The 17,915-nt window shown below is 68.2% G+C and carries 18 protein-coding genes; 14 read left to right on the top strand and 4 right to left on the bottom strand.

The genetic code is table 11. The annotated features are described in order from the left end of the window. Window positions 1–7 precede the first annotated feature (7 nt). From FM111_RS06475 to FM111_RS06415, 13 genes are all read left to right on the top strand, one after another. On the top strand, window positions 8–4,870 hold the full coding sequence (locus FM111_RS06475) for an NAD-glutamate dehydrogenase (protein ID WP_087140126.1): 4,863 nt from the start codon (window positions 8–10) through the stop codon (window positions 4,868–4,870). Window positions 4,871–5,134: 264 nt separating this feature from the next. Then, complete coding sequence (locus tag FM111_RS06470; protein ID WP_087140124.1) at window positions 5,135–5,602, top strand: universal stress protein; 468 nt, start codon at window positions 5,135–5,137, stop codon at window positions 5,600–5,602. Between the two features lie 149 nt (window positions 5,603–5,751). Then, window positions 5,752–6,309 (top strand): NifU family protein, encoded by a 558-nt coding sequence (locus FM111_RS06465; RefSeq protein WP_087140122.1) that lies wholly within the window; start codon window positions 5,752–5,754, stop codon window positions 6,307–6,309. Window positions 6,310–6,370: 61 nt separating this feature from the next. Further along, window positions 6,371–6,955 (top strand): helix-turn-helix domain-containing protein, encoded by a 585-nt coding sequence (locus tag FM111_RS06460; protein WP_256968119.1) that lies wholly within the window; start codon window positions 6,371–6,373, stop codon window positions 6,953–6,955. 60 nt (window positions 6,956–7,015) lie between these two features. Further along, window positions 7,016–7,384, top strand: a complete 369-nt coding sequence (locus FM111_RS06455; RefSeq protein ID WP_087140120.1) for a helix-turn-helix domain-containing protein — start codon at window positions 7,016–7,018, stop codon at window positions 7,382–7,384. 58 nt (window positions 7,385–7,442) lie between these two features. After that, on the top strand, window positions 7,443–8,147 hold the full coding sequence (tsaB, locus tag FM111_RS06450) for a tRNA (adenosine(37)-N6)-threonylcarbamoyltransferase complex dimerization subunit type 1 TsaB (protein ID WP_087140117.1): 705 nt from the start codon (window positions 7,443–7,445) through the stop codon (window positions 8,145–8,147). After that, window positions 8,144–8,578: a ribosomal protein S18-alanine N-acetyltransferase gene (rimI, locus tag FM111_RS06445; RefSeq protein ID WP_087140115.1), complete on the top strand. Its 435-nt coding sequence runs from the start codon at window positions 8,144–8,146 to the stop codon at window positions 8,576–8,578. Before tsaB ends, rimI begins: the two co-directional genes overlap by 4 nt. Window positions 8,579–8,615: 37 nt before the next feature. Further along, on the top strand, window positions 8,616–9,086 hold the full coding sequence (locus tag FM111_RS06440; RefSeq protein ID WP_003166535.1) for a Fur family transcriptional regulator: 471 nt from the start codon (window positions 8,616–8,618) through the stop codon (window positions 9,084–9,086). Window positions 9,087–9,144: 58 nt separating this feature from the next. Continuing rightward, the gene (miaB, locus tag FM111_RS06435) at window positions 9,145–10,548 is read left to right on the top strand and encodes a tRNA (N6-isopentenyl adenosine(37)-C2)-methylthiotransferase MiaB (protein ID WP_087140113.1); all 1,404 of its coding nucleotides are present in this window, start codon (window positions 9,145–9,147) and stop codon (window positions 10,546–10,548) included. 152 nt (window positions 10,549–10,700) lie between these two features. Further along, a complete protein-coding gene (locus tag FM111_RS06430; protein WP_087140111.1) occupies window positions 10,701–11,708 on the top strand; it encodes a PhoH family protein in 1,008 nt (335 codons plus the stop codon). Then, on the top strand, window positions 11,708–12,178 hold the full coding sequence (ybeY, locus tag FM111_RS06425; protein WP_087140109.1) for an rRNA maturation RNase YbeY: 471 nt from the start codon (window positions 11,708–11,710) through the stop codon (window positions 12,176–12,178). The genes FM111_RS06430 and ybeY overlap by 1 nt, the downstream gene beginning before the upstream one ends. After that, window positions 12,175–13,764 carry an apolipoprotein N-acyltransferase gene (gene lnt, locus FM111_RS06420; RefSeq protein WP_087140107.1) on the top strand — a complete coding sequence of 530 codons (1,590 nt, stop codon included), beginning with the start codon at window positions 12,175–12,177 and terminating at the stop codon, window positions 13,762–13,764. Before ybeY ends, lnt begins: the two co-directional genes overlap by 4 nt. Window positions 13,765–13,862: 98 nt before the next feature. Then, complete coding sequence (locus FM111_RS06415) at window positions 13,863–14,282, top strand: helix-turn-helix domain-containing protein (protein ID WP_087140105.1); 420 nt, start codon at window positions 13,863–13,865, stop codon at window positions 14,280–14,282. 77 nt (window positions 14,283–14,359) lie between these two features. On the opposite strand, the gene FM111_RS06410 is transcribed toward FM111_RS06415, so the two are convergent. Together FM111_RS06410 and FM111_RS06405 are read right to left on the bottom strand one after the other, a co-directional pair. Then, entirely contained in the window at window positions 14,360–14,893 is a 534-nt protein-coding gene (locus FM111_RS06410) for a carboxymuconolactone decarboxylase family protein (RefSeq protein ID WP_087140103.1), read from the bottom strand. Between the two features lie 263 nt (window positions 14,894–15,156). Beyond that, a complete protein-coding gene (locus tag FM111_RS06405; protein WP_087140101.1) occupies window positions 15,157–15,711 on the bottom strand; it encodes a peroxiredoxin in 555 nt (184 codons plus the stop codon). Window positions 15,712–15,940: 229 nt separating this feature from the next. On the opposite strand from FM111_RS06405, the gene FM111_RS06400 reads away from it, so the two are divergent. Then, entirely contained in the window at window positions 15,941–16,834 is an 894-nt protein-coding gene (locus FM111_RS06400) for a hydrogen peroxide-inducible genes activator (protein ID WP_087140099.1), read from the top strand. Window positions 16,835–16,840: 6 nt separating this feature from the next. Here FM111_RS06400 and FM111_RS06395 read toward each other — a convergent pair whose 3' ends face one another. Then, window positions 16,841–17,317, bottom strand: coding sequence for an RES family NAD+ phosphorylase (locus FM111_RS06395; protein ID WP_087140097.1), 477 nt, complete (start codon window positions 17,315–17,317; stop codon window positions 16,841–16,843). A 7-nt stretch (window positions 17,318–17,324) separates the two neighbouring features. Next, window positions 17,325–17,810, bottom strand: a complete 486-nt coding sequence (locus tag FM111_RS06390; RefSeq protein WP_087140095.1) for an antitoxin Xre/MbcA/ParS toxin-binding domain-containing protein — start codon at window positions 17,808–17,810, stop codon at window positions 17,325–17,327. Window positions 17,811–17,915: the final 105 nt, after the last annotated feature.

The following is a 17,915-nucleotide window of genomic DNA, read 5'->3' as shown; positions in this document are numbered from 1 at the left end:
CTGAGTCATGTCCGCTGCTTCGCGCATCGTTCCCGCCGTTCCCGCTGACCTGGGAGCGCTGGAGGCGGCCTACGCGCGGATTGCGGCGCCGCCGGGCGCGGCGGAGAAGACCCTGCTGGCTCAGGCCTTCGACGACTATTCGGCCGATGAGACGCCTGAGCTGGGCGGCGACGACCTGGCGGTCCTGCTGGCTGGCGCCTGGCGCGGCGCCGAGGCCCGCAAGGCGGGCGAGCCCGCCCGCATCACCGTCGGTCCGCTGGCCGACGCCGCCGGCGTCAACACCGGCTATGACCAGATCCTGATCCTGCAGGACGACGGCCCCTTCCTGGTCGACAGCGTTCTGGGCGAGCTGGCTGAGGCGGGCGTCACCGTCCGCGCCCTGTTCCACCCGATCGTCGAGGTCGAAGCCGGCCGTCGCGACTCCTTGATCATCGTCGTCATCGATCCCCTGCCTCAGGAGCGCCGCGACGCGCTGGGCGAGGGCCTGGCCCAGGCCATGGCCGACGTGCGCGTCGCCGTGCGCGACCACAGCGCCATGGTCCAGACCATGCGCGACGCGGTCCAACGTCTTGAAGCCGCCCCGCCGAAGGGCGTCGACCCCGAAGTGCTGAAGGAGAACCTCGAGTTCCTGCGCTGGGCCAAGAGCGATCACTTCGTCTTCCTGGGCGCGCGCGACTACGACTATCCCCGCGACGCTTCGGGTTCGTATGAGGCCGAGGCGCCCCTGAACCAGTCCAGCGACGGCCTGGGCGTCCTCAGCGATCCCGAGCGCCGCGTCCTGCGCCGCGCCTCCGAGCCCGCCGTCCTGACCGCCGCCATGCAGCGCCAGCTGGACGAGAGCGATCCGGTCACTGTGGCCAAGGCCAATATGCGCTCGCGCGTGCACCGCCGCGCCTACATGGATTACGTCGGGGTCAAGCGTTACGACGCCGACGGCAAGGCGACCGGCGAGACCCGCTTCGTCGGCCTGTTCACCGCCGAGGCCTACGACAAGATGGCCAAGGACGCGCCGCTGATCCGGCGCAAGGTCGCCAATGCGCTGGAACGCGCCGGCAAGACGCCGGGCAGCCACAACTACAAGCGCCTGAAGAACATTCTCGAAAACTATCCTCGCGACGAGCTGTTCCAGATCGGCGAGGACGAGCTGCTGGATACGGCGCTGGGCATTCTGCACCTGTATGATCGGCCGCGTATCCGCCTGTTCACGCGTCGCGACCCGTTCGACCGCTTCGTCTCGGTGCTGTGCTTCATTCCGCGCGAACGCTTCGACGCCGGCCTGCGCCAGCGCATCGGCGGCATCCTGGCCCAGGCCTGGGGCGGTCGCGTCTCAGCCTGGTATCCGCAGCTGACCGACCAGCCGTTGACCCGCGTCCACTACATCATCGGCGTGACGCCGGGCGACCACCCGATCCCGGATCTCAAGGCCCTGGAGGCCGAGGTGGCCGAGGCCGGCCGTAGCTGGATCGACCGTTTCGAAAGCGCTCTGCGCCTCGCCGGCGTGGACGAGGCCGCCGTCGGCCCGACCAGCGCCCGCTGGGCCGAGGGCTTCGGCGTGGCTTTCCGCGCCCGCTATGACGCGGCCGAGGCTGTGGCTGACCTGGAGCAGTTCGACCGCCTGAACGACGGCTCGGCCGCCGACGGCGTCCACGCCGAGCCGGTCGCCGTGCGCGCCTTCCGCACGGCGGACGAGACCAATCTGCAGTTCCGCTTCAAGTTGTACCGCCGCGGTTCGGCCGTGCCGCTGTCGGACGTTCTGCCGATCCTGGCCGACATGGGCCTGAAGACGCTTGAGGAATCCGACCACGTCGTGCGCACGACCGGCCAGGAGCCGATCTATATCCACGACTTCTTGCTGGAAGATCCGCGCGGCGCCGATCTGGTGTTCGCCGACCTCAAGATTCCGTTCGAGGAAGCCTTTAAGGCCGTGTGGAACGGCCGCACCGAGAGCGACGGCTTCAACCGTCTGGTGCTCGAACTGGGCGTCGACTGGCGCGAGGCGGCTCTGATCCGCACCCTGGCCCGCTATCGCCAGCAGACGGGTCTGGACCCGTCGCAGTCGGTCCAGGAAGCCGCCCTGCGCGAATACCCCGACGTGGCGCGCGCCATCCTGTCGCTGTTCAAGGCCAAGTTCGACCCGGCCCACGGCGGTTCGGTCGCCGAGCGTGAAGCGGCCGTGGCCGAGCTGGACGCCAAGATCGAGACCTTGCTGCAGGACGTGAAGAGCCTGGATCATGACCGGGCCCTGCGCCGCATCGCGGCCCTGATCGACGGGATCAAGCGCACCAACTTCTATCAGGTCGACGCCGAGGGCACGCCCAAGGCCCATATCTCGATCAAGATCGCCGGTCAGGAACTGGCCGACCTGCCCCTGCCCAAGCCCTTCCGCGAAATCTTCGTCTGGGCGCCGCACATCGAGGGTTCGCACCTGCGCTTCGGCCCGGTGGCGCGGGGCGGCCTGCGCTGGTCGGACCGCCGCGACGACTTCCGCACCGAGGTTTTGGGTCTGGTGAAGGCTCAGCAGGTCAAGAACTCGGTCATCGTGCCGGTCGGCTCCAAGGGCGGCTTCTATCCCAAGCAGCTGCCGATCGGCGGCACCCGCGAGGAGACGCAGGCCGAAGCCATTCGCGCCTACAAGACCTTCCTGTCGGGCATGCTGGACATCACCGACAACATCACGGGCGAGGCCGCGCCGGTGCGCCCTGCCAATGTCGTGGCCTGGGAAGGCGACGACCCCTATCTGGTCGTGGCCGCCGACAAGGGCACGGCGACCTTCTCGGACATCGCCAACGGCGTGAGCCAGTCCTACGGCTTCTGGCTGGACGACGCCTTCGCCTCGGGCGGCTCGGCCGGGTACGACCACAAGGAGATGGGCATTACGGCGCGCGGCGCCTGGGAGGCGGTCAAGCGTCACTTCCGTGAGATCGGCAAGGACATCCAGACTGAGCCCTTCACCGTGGTCGGCGTCGGCGACATGTCGGGCGACGTCTTCGGCAACGGCATGCTGCTGTCGCAGGCGACTAAGGTCGTGGCCGCCTTCGATCACCGCGACATCTTCATTGACCCGAACCCGGACGTGGCGAAGTCGTGGGCTGAGCGCAAGCGCCTGTTCGAGACGCCGCGCACCAGCTGGCAGGATTATGACAAGAGCCTGATCTCGGAAGGCGGCGGCGTCTTCTCGCGCTCGGCCAAGTCGATCGCCCTGACGCCGCAGATCAAGGAACTGCTGGATATCGAGGCCGACACCGTCGACCCGGTCACCCTGATGCAGGCCATCCTCAGGGCGCGCGCCGAGCTGCTCTACTTCGGCGGCATCGGCACCTACATCAAGGGCGCCGGCGAGACGAACCTGCAGGTCGGCGACAAGGCCAACGACGCCATCCGCATCAACGGCGGCGAGATCCGGGCCCAGGTCGTCGGCGAAGGCGCCAACCTGGGCGCGACCCAGGTGGGCCGCATCGAGGCGGCGCGCGCAGGCGTGCGTCTGAACACCGACGCCATCGACAACTCGGCCGGCGTGGACTCCTCGGACCATGAGGTGAACATCAAGATCCTGACCGGCGGCGCCATCGCTTCGGGCCATCTGAAGGCCGAGGACCGCAACGCCCTGCTCAAGTCGATGACCGATGAGGTCGCGGACAAGGTGCTGGCTCACAACTACGACCAGACCCTGGCCCTGACCCTGCAACAGGCCGAGGGCGCCGCCGCGCTGGACGCCCAGCAGGCCTTCATGCAGCACCTGTCCTCGATCGGTAAGCTGAACCGGGCGGTCGAATACCTGCCCGACGACGCCCGCATCGCCGAGATGAAGCTGCAGGGCCAGGCCCTGACCCGGCCGGAGCTGGCGGTGCTGACCGCTTACTCCAAGCTCGAGCTGTTCGACGAGATCGTCGGCTCGGCGGCGCCGGACGACGCCTTCTTCGAACGCCTGCTGCTGGAATACTTCCCGGCGCCGCTGGCCCAGTTCGAAGAGGACATGAAGGGCCACCGCCTGCGTCGCGACATCATCGCCACCGTGCTGTCGAACGAGATCGTCAACATGGCCGGGCCGACCTTCCCTGACCGCCTGCGCGCGGCGGCGGAATGCGACACCGCGGCCATGGTCACGGCCTTCGAGACCGCCCGCCACGTCTTCCGCCTCGACGAGGCCTGGAAGGCGGTGTCGGCCCTGGACCTCAAGATCCCGGCCGAGGCCCAGACGGCCCTCTATCAGGAGATCGCCCTGGTCCTGCGTCGCCAGACCTTCTGGCTGGCGCGCCGCGCGGCTCGCACCGAGACGACGGTCGGCGGCATGATCGCCGCCTATCAGCCCGCCGCCGACGCCCTGCGCGCTGCCGGTCCTGAAGTGCTGTCGCGCTATGAGCACGCCCGCTACGAGAGCCGGGTCCAGACCTTCATCGGTCTGGGCGCGCCGGAAGACCTGGCCCGCGACATCGCCATGCTGCGGCCGATGGTGGCCACGGCCGACATCGGCGACCTGTCCGGCGAACTGGGCTGGGACGCTCCGGCCATGGCCCGCGTCTATCACCAGGTCGGCGCCGCCTTCGACTTCGACCGCCTACGCGTGGCGGCCGGGTCGGTGCCGTCGGGCGATCGTTTCGATCGTCTGGCCGTGCGTCGCCTGATCCAGGATTTGATGACCGAGCAGCAGCAACTGACCCGCGCTGTGGCCAAGGCCTCGGCCCAGGCGGCGGGCGCCGGCGAGGACAGCGCGGAACAGGCGGTCGACGCCTGGATCGGCGCTCGCATGGATCAGGTGGAGGCCTTGCGCGGCTCGGTCGATGAGATCGAGACCTCGGGCTCCGGCTGGACGTTCGCCAAGCTGACCATCGCCAACGGCGAGATCCGCGAGGTGCTGGCTTCGGCTTCCTAAGTGAGGTGACGCCGGGCGAGAGCCCGGCGTCACGCGCTACGTTCGCGACGCGGTCGCTCACTGCTTGAGCGCCTTTTTGGGGCGTTATGCTTGTCGCGCGGCGGCTCGCTTCATGAGCGCATGAGGCGCTTGAAAAGTGAGCGATGGTCGTGAAGTCGCTTTTTAAGGCCCGTCCGTTTCGTCGTTTGGCGAGGCGGGCGGGCCTTGGCGTTTGGGGCGAGGTCGGTTTAGGTGGCCCTTGCTGTTCAGCGAACCGGAGGGCCCATGCCCAGGAAGTTCCTCGTCGTCGTCGACGACACTCCCGAATTGGACGCCGCCCTGGCCTACGCCTCGCGCCGCGCCCGCTCGACCGGGGGCCATGTGGTGCTGTTGCGCGCCCTGGTGGGCGGATCGGATGAGCACTGGTCCGGCGTCCGCGACGAAATCCGTCGTCAGCAACGCGAGGAGGCCGAGGCCCTGCTGGCCCGGCTGGGAGAAAAGGTCGCCGAGACCTCCGGGGCTCCACCCGTCTATCTGATCGAGGAGGGCGATCCCCAGGCCGCCATCCGCAAGGCGGTCGGCGACGATCCCGACATCAAGATCCTGATCCTGGCTGCCGGCGCCAACGGGCGCGGCCCCGGCCCCCTGGTCTCGGCGGTGCTGAAACAGGGCGCCGCCTTCACCGGCCGCAAGCTGCCCGTCACCATCGTCCCCGGCGAACTGACCGAGGCGGAGATTCTGGATCTGGCTTGATTTTTAGAGTCGCTATGCTCGGCCCGTGGGGCCTCGCGGCTTGAGCGACGTGGGCGCGCTCATGCGTAAGGGGGTGACGCGACGAGACGCCTCGCCTTGGGGCCGGACGCCCACTTGAACCGAGGCGCGGCAGGGCGCATCTGGGGTTCATGTTCATCCAGACCGAAGCCACGCCCAATCCCAACGCCCTGAAGTTCCTGCCGGGCCGCGACGTCGCTCCGCAGGCCGTGTTGGAGTACCGCACCATCGACGAGGCGGCCGCCTCGCCCTTGGCCGAGGCCCTGTTCGAACTGGAAGGGGTCGAGGGCGTCTTCTTCGGCGCCGATTACGTCTCGGTCACCCGCGCGGCTCAAGGCCCGGATTGGAGCGAGATGAAGGCGCCGATCCTGTCGGTCATCATGGATCATTTCGTCTCGGGCGCGCCGCTGGTGCGCGAAGGCGAGACGGCGACTGAGGACGCCGGCGAGGACACGGAGATCGTGGCCGAGATCAAGAGCCTGCTCGACAGCCGCATTCGTCCGGCCGTGGCTCAGGACGGCGGAGACATCCTGTTCGATCATTTCGATGAGGAAACCGGCGTCTTGCGTCTGCGGATGCGCGGCGCCTGCGCGGGCTGCCCCTCCTCCTCGGCCACGCTGAAGGCCGGAGTCGAGCAGATGATGCGCCACTACGTCCCCGAAGTGACCAGCGTCGAACAGGTGCTGTAAGCGCCGCCCTGTTTCACATGAAACACTCGTCGGGCGACGCGCCGTCGGGCATGATGGCGTCATGAGCGGTTCGGACGAGACATCTCAAGCGCGCGCCCTGGGCGAGGCCCTGGCGGCGCTGCGGCGCGAGCGCGGCTTTAGCCAGGCCGAAGCGGGCCAGCGGATCGGCATGACCAGCCAGGGTTGGGGCCTGTATGAGGCGGGCAAGCGCTCCAGCCTGTTCCGTCCGGACGTCCAGCGCCGCCTGACCGGCGCCCTGGACGCCACGCCCGAGGCGTTGGTTCTGCACCTGGAAGGCGATCCGGCTTCACCTGAAGTCCTTGCCGCCAATGGAGTTTCGGCGCGCGACCGGGCGTTCGAGGGCGCTCCCATCGCGTCGCGTCGGCTGCGGTTGGAGACTGATGAACTGACCCCCTGGGCCTCCGCCGGGACGGTGCTGGAATATGCACCGGGGCGTTGGCCGCGCCGGGGACAGGGCTGCATTATCCAGATGGACGACGGTGTTCAGAAGGTTCGCCTCTATGATCGCGCCGACGATGCTGAAGTGGTGGTCTTCGGCGCGGGCGGCCTGGATCGGTCGGAGCGGATCGCGCGCTCGCATATCCAGTCGATGTCGGCGGTGATCGGCCGCTTTGATGATGAATGAAACGAAATAGTTGTATTTCGGTGCGAGCTATGAAACTCTCTGGTTGAAATCGGAGGGGTCATGTCGCGTCGCAGTCATCATATCGACCAGGCCGTCGGCCTGCGCATCGCCGCCCGGCGGTCTGCCTTGGGCTGGTCCCAGTCCGTGTTGGGGCGGGAACTGGGCGTCAGCTTCCAGCAGGTTCAGAAATATGAGACCGGGGCCAACCGGGTCTCCGCCTCGCGTCTGCATCAGGCGGCCACCGCCATGGGGTGTTCGGTGGCCGATTTCTTCCCTGCGCGACTGAGCGTCGAGGGAGAGGTCGAACTGGTCCATCCGGTCCTGGCCAGCGCCGAGGGGCGCGGTCTGGCCGAGGCCTTCGCCCGCATTCCCGATGCAGGCGCGCGCCGCGCGCTGACGCGGGTCGCCCAGGCCATGGCGGGCGGCTGATCGGCGCCTGGCGTCGTGGCGGTCGCATCCGAAGCGGTTTCGCATTAGGGACAGAGCCATGAAGGTCATGGTCATCGACACGGCGCTGGGCGCCTGCGCCGTCGGGGTGTTTACGGGTCAGGCGGGCGCGGCCCTGCCCCAGGCTCTGGGCGTGTGTGCGGAGGTCATGGCCAAGGGACATCAGGAGCGTCTGGGCGGTCTGGCGCGCGATGCGGCGGCCGAAGCGGGGGGCTTCGACGGGATCGACCGCATCGCCGTGACGGTCGGGCCGGGCTCCTTCACCGGCCTGCGGGTCGGCCTTTCCTTTGCGCTGGGTCTGGGCGCGGCGCTGGACCGGCCGGTGGTCGGAATCTCGACGCTGGATGCTCTGGCCGCGTCTTTGCCGACAGACAATCTGGGCCTGGTCGCCGCCGTGATCGACGCGCGCCGGGGTCAGGTCTATGCGCGCCTGTTCCGCGACGGCGCGCCGCTGGGCGAGGCTGAAGCCCTGCCGCTGGAGACGGCGCGCGACCGTATCTTGGCCGCCGCGGGCGCCGCACGGCCGACCCTGGTCGGCAGCGGGGCGGCGCTTTTGGCCGAGACCTTCCCTGCACTGGCTGACGCGGACCTGCATCCCCTGCCCGCTCCGACGCCGGAGGCGGTGGCGGCGCTGGCCCTGGCCGCCGACCCGGCGACCTCGCCGCCGCAGCCGCTCTATCTGCGCGCGCCTGACGCCACGCCGCCCAGCCGCCTGCCGGGCCAGCCGCGCCAGCCCGCCGCGTGAGCGCGACGCTCTTCCTGCCGGCCGATCCAGCGCGCCTGGCCGCGATCCACGCCGAGGCCTTCGCGGCGCCGTGGGATGAAGCGGCCCTGTCTGAACTGCTGGTCTCGCCGGGCGTGTTCGCCGTGGCCGAGGACGAGGGCTTCATCCTGATCCGCGTCGTGGTCGATGAGGCGGAGATCCTGACTCTGGCGGTGCGGCCCTCCGCGCGGCGCGCGGGTCTGGGCGGGCGCCTGGTCGAGGCGGCGGTGGTTCGGGCGGCCGCCCTGGGGGCCGAGCGGATGTTCCTGGAGGTGGCCGAGGGCAACGCCGCCGCCCGCGCCCTCTACGCCCGAAGCGGCTTCGTCGAGATGGGGCGCCGTCGCGGCTATTATTCGCACGCGGACGGAAGGCGCGAGGACGCGCTGACGCTTGTCCTGAACTTCTCTCGATAGCTTCCATAAGGCGACGGTACAGCCTATCTTCGCCGCCATGGACCGGATCGAAAAACTCTGCGCCGAACGCGGCATGCGCATGACTGAGCAACGTCGGGTGATCGCCCGCGTCCTGTCGAACGCCGAAGACCACCCCGATGTGGAAGAGCTGTATCGCCGCGCCTCGGCGATCGACCCGCACATCTCCATCGCCACCGTCTATCGCACCGTGCGCCTGTTCGAAGAGGCGGGCGTGGTCGAGAAGCACGACTTCGGCGACGGCCGCAGCCGCTATGAAGAGGCGGGCGACGACCACCACGACCACCTGATCGACACCAAGACGGGCGAGGTCATCGAATTCTTCGACGCCGAGATCGAGCGGCTGAAGGCCGAGATCGCGCGCAAGCTGGGCTATGAGCTGGTCGGTCACAAGCTGGAGCTCTACGGCCACGTCATCCCCGGCGCGGAGCCGGTGGAGCGCGAGGGCCTGATCTACAAGCGCCGCCCGCGCGACGAGACCGAAGACTGACCGCCGTCAGTCTTCACATCGTCTTGCCGTCGTCGATTTCGGCGATCATAAGCCGTGCATGACTGATACGCTCGACCCTCCCGCCCCGGCGGACGCTGGCGCATCTGACGCGAGCGCCGCGCCCAAGCGCCTGTTCATCAAGACCTATGGCTGTCAGATGAACGTCTATGACTCGGAGCGCATGGCGGATGTGCTGCGCCCGCTGGGCTATGCCTCGACCGAAACGCCTGAAGACGCCGACTTCGTCATCCTGAACACCTGCCACATTCGCGAGAAGGCGGCGGAAAAGGTCTATTCCGAGCTGGGCAAGCTGCGGGAGATGCGGGATCGGCGCCTGGCGGCGGGACGGAACGGCATGACGATCGCCGTGGCCGGCTGCGTCGCCCAGGCCGAGGGCGAGGAGATCATGAAGCGCCAGCCGGCGGTCGATCTGGTGGTCGGACCCCAGGCCTATCATCAGCTGCCGGAACTTCTGACCCGCACGGCGCGGGCGCGCGGCGAGCGCATCGGCGCAGACTTTGCGCCGAACGAGAAGTTCGACGCCCTGCCCGCGACGCGCGGTACGGAAGGAGTCACGGCCTTTCTGACGGTGCAGGAGGGGTGCGACAAGTTCTGCACCTTCTGCGTCGTGCCCTATACGCGCGGCGCCGAATGGTCGCGGCCGGTGGCGGCGGTGTTGGCCGAGGCCCGCTCCCTGGCCGACCGGGGCGTGCGCGAAGTCACCCTGTTGGGCCAGAACGTCAACGCCTATGACGGCGAAGGGCCGGACGGAAAGCCCTTCACCCTGGCGAAGCTGGCCTATGCGCTGGCCGAGATTCCGGGGCTGGATCGCATCCGCTATACGACCAGTCACCCGAATGACATGTCGGACGAGCTGATCGCCGCGCACGGGGAGCTGGACGCCCTGATGCCCTATCTGCACCTGCCGGTTCAGGCGGGGTCGGACCGCATCCTGCGCCTGATGAACCGCAAGCACGGGCGTCAGAAGTACTTCGATCTGATCGACCGCATCCGCGAGGCGCGGCCTGACATGGCGATGGCGGGCGACTTCATCGTGGGCTTCCCCGGCGAGACGGATCGCGATTTTGAGGACACCATGGATCTGGTGCGGCGGGTGAACTACGCCAGCGCCTTCTCCTTCATGTATTCGCCGCGTCCCGGCACGCCCGCCGCGACCATGGCGGCCCAGGTCCCGGACGCCGTGGCGAAAGAGCGGCTGCACGCCCTTCAAGCCCTGCTGACCGAGCAGCAGACCGCCTTCAACCAGTCGCTGGCCGGGCGCGTCCTGCCGGTGCTGTTCGAGAAAAAGGGCCGCCACGGCGCCCAGGCTGTCGGCCGCTCGCCCTATCTGCAATCGGTCCACGTCGACGACGCGGATCAACTGATCGGCCGGATCGTTCCGGTCGAGATCATCAGGGGCCAGCAGAACAGTCTGAGCGGTCGCCTGATCCAGACGAACTGACGGGTTTCTCTCAACGCATGTGTCGCGAGCGGCCCCACGCTACGTTCCTCAAGCAGTCTCACGCCGTGCGTGAGGCGTTAGGAACACTCAATATCGTCCCTCAAGCAGCCTCGCACCGCGTGCGAGGCGATAGGGACTCTTAAGGAGACTTCATGGCGCGAGAGTCCGAGTTCCTGTCCCTCAGCGATGCGGCGTTGCGCGCCGTCATCGGGCCGAACAGCCGCCACCTGGCTTTGATCGAGGACGCCTTCAAGGTGCTGGTCGAGACGCCGGGCGGCGGGGTGTCGATCAACGGCTCGACGCGTGATCGGGCGCAGGCGCGCCGGGTGATCGAGGCCTTGTCGAGCCGGGCCGAGGCGGGCGCCGAGATCACCGAGGCCGATGTGCGCACCGCCCTGGGCGCCGCCGTCACCCAACCGCGCGCCGAACCTGCGGGTCGCAGCGCCGGTCGCAGCGTGCCGGAGGGCGCGGCCCTGCCGGTCGGCCGCCGCGGCGCCATCGCGCCCAAGACGGCGTCGCAGGCGCGCTATCTGGAGATGCTGGGCCGCTGCGAGCTGACCTTCGGCGTCGGCCCGGCCGGTACGGGCAAGACCTTCCTGGCGGCGGCCTACGGCGCCTCGCTGCTGAAGCGGGGGCAGGTGGACCGGCTGGTCATCACCCGCCCGGCGGTCGAGGCGGGCGAGAAACTGGGTTTCCTGCCGGGCGATCTGAACGAGAAGGTCGACCCCTATCTGGCCCCGATCTGGGAGTCGCTGAACGACATCCTGGGCGTCGACGACGTGCGCCGTCGTCGCGAGAAGGGCGAGATCGAAGCCGCCCCCATCGCCTTCATGCGCGGCCGCACGCTCAGCCACGCCTTCATCATCGTCGATGAGGCGCAGAACACCTCGCGGATGCAGATGAAGATGGTGCTGACCCGCCTGGGCGAGGGCGCGCGCATGGTGGTGACGGGCGACCCGTCGCAGGTCGACCTGCTGAACCCGCGCGATTCCGGCCTGGCCCACGCCCTGCGCATCCTCAAGGACGTGGAGGGCGTCGGCGTTCAGCAGTTCAAGTCCGAGGACGTGGTGCGCCACGCCATGGTCGAGCGCATCGTGCGGGCCTATGACTCCGATGCGGCGCGCAGCCGCCCCTTCCCCGACCTTGAGGACGACGCCTGATGATCGAGGTCGAAATCGAGAGCGACGCCTGGACTGAGGCCCTGCCCGAGGCGGCCGCAGTCGCCGAGCGCGCGGCCCGCGCGGCCCTCGGAACAGTCGAGGGCGATGTGGTGGTGCTATTGGCCGACGACGCGGCGGTGCAGGATTTGAACAAACGTTTCCGCGACAAGGACCGGCCGACGAACGTGCTGTCCTTCCCGGCTGCGGAAAGCGCCTTTCCGCATCTGGGGGACGTGGTGCTGGGCTATGCCTATTGCGCGGCCGAGGCCGAGGCGCAGGGCAAGAGCCTGTCGGACCATCTGAGCCATCTGGTCGTCCACGGCGTGCTGCACCTGCTGGGCCGCGATCACGAGGACGACGCCGAAGCCGACGAGATGGAGGCCGAAGAGCGCGAGATTCTGGCCGAGCTGGGCGTCGCTGACCCCTATGCCGCCGAGAATGGTGCGATCGAGCATGAGGGCGCCGCGTGAGCGGGGTGATCGCCGCCCGGTTCGCGGGTTTGCTGAACAATCGCTGGAGCCGCATCGCCCTGGCGCTGCTGGCCGGGGCGGGCGCCGCCCTGGCGCATCCGCCGTTCGGTTTCCTGCCGGGCCTGCTGGGCTACCCGCTGCTTCTGCTGTTGGCGGATCGGGCCAGCGGCATGAAGGGCGGCTTCTGGGTCGGCTGGCTGGCGGGGTTCGCCTATTTCTTCATCGGCTGCTGGTGGGTGGCCGAGGCTTTCCTAGTCAATCCGGCCCAGGCGTGGATGGCGCCCTTCGCCGCCAGCCTGCTGCCGGCGGGCATGGGGCTGTTCTGGGGGCTGGCGACGCTGGCCTATCGTCGCTTCAGTCCTGGCGGGATGCGGCGCATCCTGCTGTTCGCGGCCCTGTTCGCCCTGCTGGAATGGACGCGCGGCCATGTGCTGACGGGCTTTCCGTGGAATCCGGCGGGCGCGGGCTGGGCGGCGGGATCGGCCATGTCGCAGTTCGCTTCGATCGGCGGAGTCTATGGGCTGGGCCTGATCACGGTGGCGGCAGTCAGCGCCTTTGCGCCCCTGATCGACGCCGGGCCGCGACGGCCGCGCCTGATCGTGGCGGGGCTGGGCGTGTTGACCCTGGCCGGCCTGTTCGCCTTCGGCGCCGTGCGTCTGTCATCGGCGCGGGTGGTGGAGACGCCGACCCTGGTGCGCCTGGTCCAGGCCGACATCGCCCAGGACTACAAGTGGAGCCCCGAGGCCTATCACGCCATTCTGGGCCGCTATCTGGAGCTGACCGCCCAGCCCGCCGCCGCCCTGCCGGACGTGGTGATCTGGCCTGAGGGCGCCCTGCCGACCACGGCCAACGACCTGTTCGCCTCGCCGGACGCCCAGGCGGTGGCGGCGGCCTTGCAGACGGGCCAGACCCTGCTGGTGGGCCTGAGCCGGGGCGAGCCCGATCCCAGCGCCGAGACCGGGGCTCGCTATTACAACAGCCTGTTTGCCCTGCATGACGAAGGGGCGGCGGGTCTGCGCATCGGGCCGATCTACGACAAGCACCGGCTGGTGCCGTTCGGCGAATACCTGCCGATGGGCGAGCTGATGAGCAAGATCGGCGTGCGCAGCCTGGTGCACGTGCCGGCCGACTTCAGCGCCGGTCCGCCGCCCGCGCCGATCAGCCTGGTCAACGCGCCGCTGGTGCAGCCGCTGATCTGCTACGAGAGCCTCTATCCGGGCTTCACGCCCGCGGCGACGGCGACGCGTCCGGCCTGGATCGTCAACGTCTCGAACGACGCCTGGTTCGGCAAGACCTCGGGGCCGCGCCAGCATCTGAACCTGGCCTCCTATCGCGCGCTGGAGACCGGCCTGCCGGTAGCGCGGGCCACGCCGACGGGCGTTTCGGCCATGATCGATCCGTGGGGCCGCATCGTCGAGGGCAAGCGGCTGGACCCCGGCCAGGCCGGGATCATCGACGTGCGCCTGCCGAAGGCCGCGTCGCCGACGCTCTATGGTCGCTGGGGCGATATGGGGTTCGCCGTCTTGCTGATTATAATGCTGGCTGCGGGCCGTCGCCGCGCCGGAAACGGGCGGCTGACGCGTTAACCCTATCGAGAGGGGCGGCGCCCCTGTGACGCGAAAACGCATGACAGAAGCCGAGGGCGGCGGCATGTCGAAAAGAAAAACAGGGAAGAGGGCAGGACATGGTCAGGGGTTCCGGGACTGATGGTCCCCATCTGGTGGATCGGCATGTGGGGCGGCGCGTCTGCGAGAAGCGCATCGCCCTAGGCTACAATCAGACCGATCTGGGCCAGGCGCTGGGAGTGACCTTTCAGCAGGTGCAGAAGTATGAGAAGGGCGCCAACCGGATTTCGGCGTCCAAACTGTGGGACATCGCCCGCTTCTTTCGCGTCGACATCGGCTACTTCTTCGATGGGCTGACCGGCGCGGTGCAGCCGGGTATGGCCGAGGGCGACGCCGAGCCTTTCGTGCATGACTTTCCCGCCACCCGACAAACCATAGAGATCGGCCGTCTGGCGCCGCGCCTGTCGTCGCGCCAACAGAAACTGGTGGTCGATCTGATGCGCGAGTTGGTCGATGAAGGCGCCGATAACGACGGCTAAGGGCGCCGCGATCTAACGGACAAAGAAAAAGGCGCGGAGCGATCCGCGCCTTTTCCTGTCTTGGAGCCCGCTCGAGATCAGGCGTTCAGCGCCGTCTCCGAGGCGATGATGCGGCTGGCGGCGTGGACCACGGCGCCGATGCGCAGGGCGGCCTGAATCTGGACGTTCGGCACGGCGTGCTTGCGCAGTTCACCCTCGTGGGCGTCCAGGCAGGCGCCGCAGCCGTTGATCGCCGAGACAGCGGTCGACCACAGCTCGAAGTCCAACTTGTCGACGCCCGGATTGGCGATGATGTTCATCCGCAGCTTGGCCGGCAGCGTCGTGTACTCCTGGTTCTTCATCAGGTGCAGCGAACGATAGTAGATGTTGTTCATGCCCATGATGGCGGCGGCGGCCTTGGCGGCGTTCATCGCTTCAGGCGACAGGACCGTCGCGGCCTGGGCCTCGATCAGTTTGACCACGGGGCCGACGCCGATGGCGTGAGCCGAGGCCAGGAAGCTGCCCCACTTCTGCTGGTCGTTCAGAACGGTCTCATTGGCCAGCGAGGACAGGTTCAGCGAGATGTCCTTGCCATAGGCCGGGATCAGGTCACGCAGGGCGTCGATGGACATTTTCGTGTTCCTTTCAGGAAGCAGCGCTTCAAAGAGCGGCTATCGTTCGCGACGCGGTCGCTTACTTCTTGAGCCGTCTTTGGGGCCGTATTTCGTGATGGGCGTTCAAGTCGCGAGGCTCCGCGAGCCGAGCATAGCGCCCAAATAAAATCATCAGGCATGAAAAAGGCGGCGACAGTCGCCCGCCGCCGCCTCTTTCGAGGGGCGGCCCGGACCCTACTCACGCGGTCCGGGCCTGGTCGTTGCGACCTTTGGGCCAGTACTTACGCGGCCAGGGTGTCGCCGCCGACCGGGCGGTTGCAGGCGCACAGCTCGTCGGTCTGCAGAGCGTCGACGACGCGCAGGGTGTCTTCCGGCGAACGGCCGACGTTCAGATTGGTGACGTAGACGTGCTGGATGACGTTGTGCGGGTCGACGACGAAGGTCGCGCGCAGGGCCACGCCTTCTTCTTCGTCCAGCACGCCCAGGGCGCGGGCCAGCTTGCCGCCGTTGTCGGCGAACTGCCAGATCGGCAGCTTGCTCAGGTCGGCGTGGTCACGACGCCAGGCCAGCTTGGTGAACTCGTTGTCGGTCGAACCGCCCAGAACCACGGTGTCGCGGTCCTCGAAGTCCTTGCCCAGCTTGGCGAAGGCGGCGATTTCGGTCGGGCAGACGAAGGTGAAGTCCTTCGGATAGAAGAAGATGACCTTCCACTTGCCCTCGAAGCTGTCTTGCGTGACGGCTTCGAACGCCGAGACGCCGTTCTCTTCGTGAGCATTGAAGCCCGGCTTGACGCCGATAATTTTGAAATCAGGCAGTTTTTGACCGACGCCGAGCATCGCGCTTCTCCTAGATGCAGAAAAAAGGACCGCCGGACCGCGGGGAGTGCGATCCGTCGAGGCCATGAGATGGGCCCTGGCGAAGCTTAAGTCAAATCGATCATTTTGCTTGATGTAATAGATTTATATTATGATCGAACGCGGGAAGTGATATAAGGCGGCTCGATTGGTTTGGGTCTGATTATAGGCATGCCCTATATCGGTTCTGGCCGCTTAGTCGTGTGAAGTCATGTCCGTCCTGCCTACCCTGCGTCAGCTACAATATCTGAAGCTCCTGGCCGAGCATGGCTCGTTCAGCCGCGCCGCCGAGGCCGCCCACGTCAGCCAGCCCGCCCTCTCGTCGGGGGTGCAGGAACTGGAGCGGGTGCTGGGCGCGGCGGTGGTGGAGCGCACGCGCGGGGCGGTGATCCTGACAGCCGTGGGCGCCGAAGCGGTGCGCCGGGCCGAAGACGTGCTGGCTCGCGCCGAGGATCTGGTCGAGGCGGCCCAGAATGCGGGCAAGCCCCTGTCGGGTCGGTTTCGTCTGGGCGTCATTCCGACGGTTGCGCCCTTCCTGTTGCCGCGCGCCCTGCCGGGACTGAAGACGCTTTATCCGGGCCTGCGCCTGTTCCTGCGCGAAGACCTGACGCCGCGCCTGATCGCCGGGCTCAAGGCGGGCCAGCTGGACGCCGCCGTCATCGCCCTGCCCTATGAGGCCTCGGGCATCGACCATGCCCGCATCGGCGATGATGAGATCATGGCCGCCGCTCCGGTGGGGCACCCGCTGGCGGGCGCGGGGCCGATTCCCGACGGCATGCTGAAGGCGGAAGATCTGATCCTGCTGGAGGACGGCCATTGTCTGCGCGATCAGGCGCTGGCGGCCGTCAACATCGAGGCGCCGCGCGGCGAGGACGTCTTCGCCGCCACCTCCCTGCACACCCTGGTGCAGATGGTGTCCTCGGGGCTGGGGGTCAGCTTCCTGCCGCAGATGGCGGTTCAGGCGGGTCTGGCCGACAATCCCGGCGTGGTGATCCGCCCGATCTCCGTCGATGCGCCGCACCGCGAGATCGTCGTCGCCTGGCGCGCCGGGTCCAGCCGCGCCGCCGAGGCCCGCCTGCTGGCCGAGGCGCTGAAGCTGGACTGAGCCGCGTCAGCCGAACAGGCGGCTGTCCCACCAGACGGGAGTCTCCAAGCCCGGCTTGATGCGGGCGAAGTCGGGATGCGTGGTGTTGAAGACGAAGTTGCGCTCCATCCGCGCCACGACCGAGGGCGTGATCAGCAGGGCCGAGCGGCCTTCCGCATGCCAGGCCCGTCCGAAGGCGCGGGCGGCCGCCCCGCCCGGCTCGGCCCAGCCGGGCACCAGATCCGGATTGACCACTTCATAGGAGACGCCCGCAGGGATGTGGATCTCCACATGGTGCTGGCCCAGCGGCAGTTCGCCGCCGAAGTGGACCAGCTTTTCCAGCATGGCGGTGGAATAGTGCTCGGCGGCGTAGATCACTCTCTGGCCCGCCTCGTGCCAGCGGCCTGAGGCCCGGCGCGAGCCGCCGTCGCTCCAGATGGGATATTCGCCGCGCGGATCGCCGATGCGGAATCCCTTGAGCGCGTCGTCCAGCCGACGGTGCATCCCGGACCTAGACCGCGAAGCCGGCGTCGGCGCGGCGCACCAGGTTGATCACAGCGTCGGCTCCCGCAGAACTGGACTGGGCCATGGCCAGAGGGGTGCGGCCGTTCAGCAGTTGATGCGGGCGGTTCAGGAAGCGGACCACGGCGGCGCTGTCGCCGCGATAGGCGCGGCCCACGGCGTCGACTACGCGGCCGACCTCGTACAGGCGCTCGCTCATCTCGCGGGACAGAGGCTTGCGGCTGGTGCGGGCGCGCCGCAGCGTCGCCTCGGGGATGATCTGGCCGACCACGCGCGGCATGCCGATGACCTGGCCCAGGGCGGCGGCGGCGGCGGGCTTCAGCCCTTGCGACACCCGCTCGGCCAGGGCCACGTCGTCCATCGTCTCATTGTCGTTCAGGCCCAGCAGCTTGCCGATCCGCGCGGCGTCGCTGGCCGGCAGGGTCTCGGGCGAGGCGTAGAGGTCGAGGGCGGTCATGGCGGCGGCTTTCGTCATCTGACGTCAATATGGGCGTCAAACGGCGATGCGGCAAGGACTTCGACTAACCGCTCATCCCCGCGGAGGCGGGGACCCAGTAAGGCCACGCCTGAGACCTTTGCC

Origin of the sequence: Brevundimonas diminuta 3F5N (genome assembly GCF_900163625.1) — a bacterium.
In the GTDB taxonomy this organism is placed as follows: domain Bacteria; phylum Pseudomonadota; class Alphaproteobacteria; order Caulobacterales; family Caulobacteraceae; genus Brevundimonas; species Brevundimonas diminuta_A.
The sequence above is the reverse complement of the archived record's forward strand: the minus strand, read 5'-3'. Positions and strand labels throughout refer to the sequence as shown.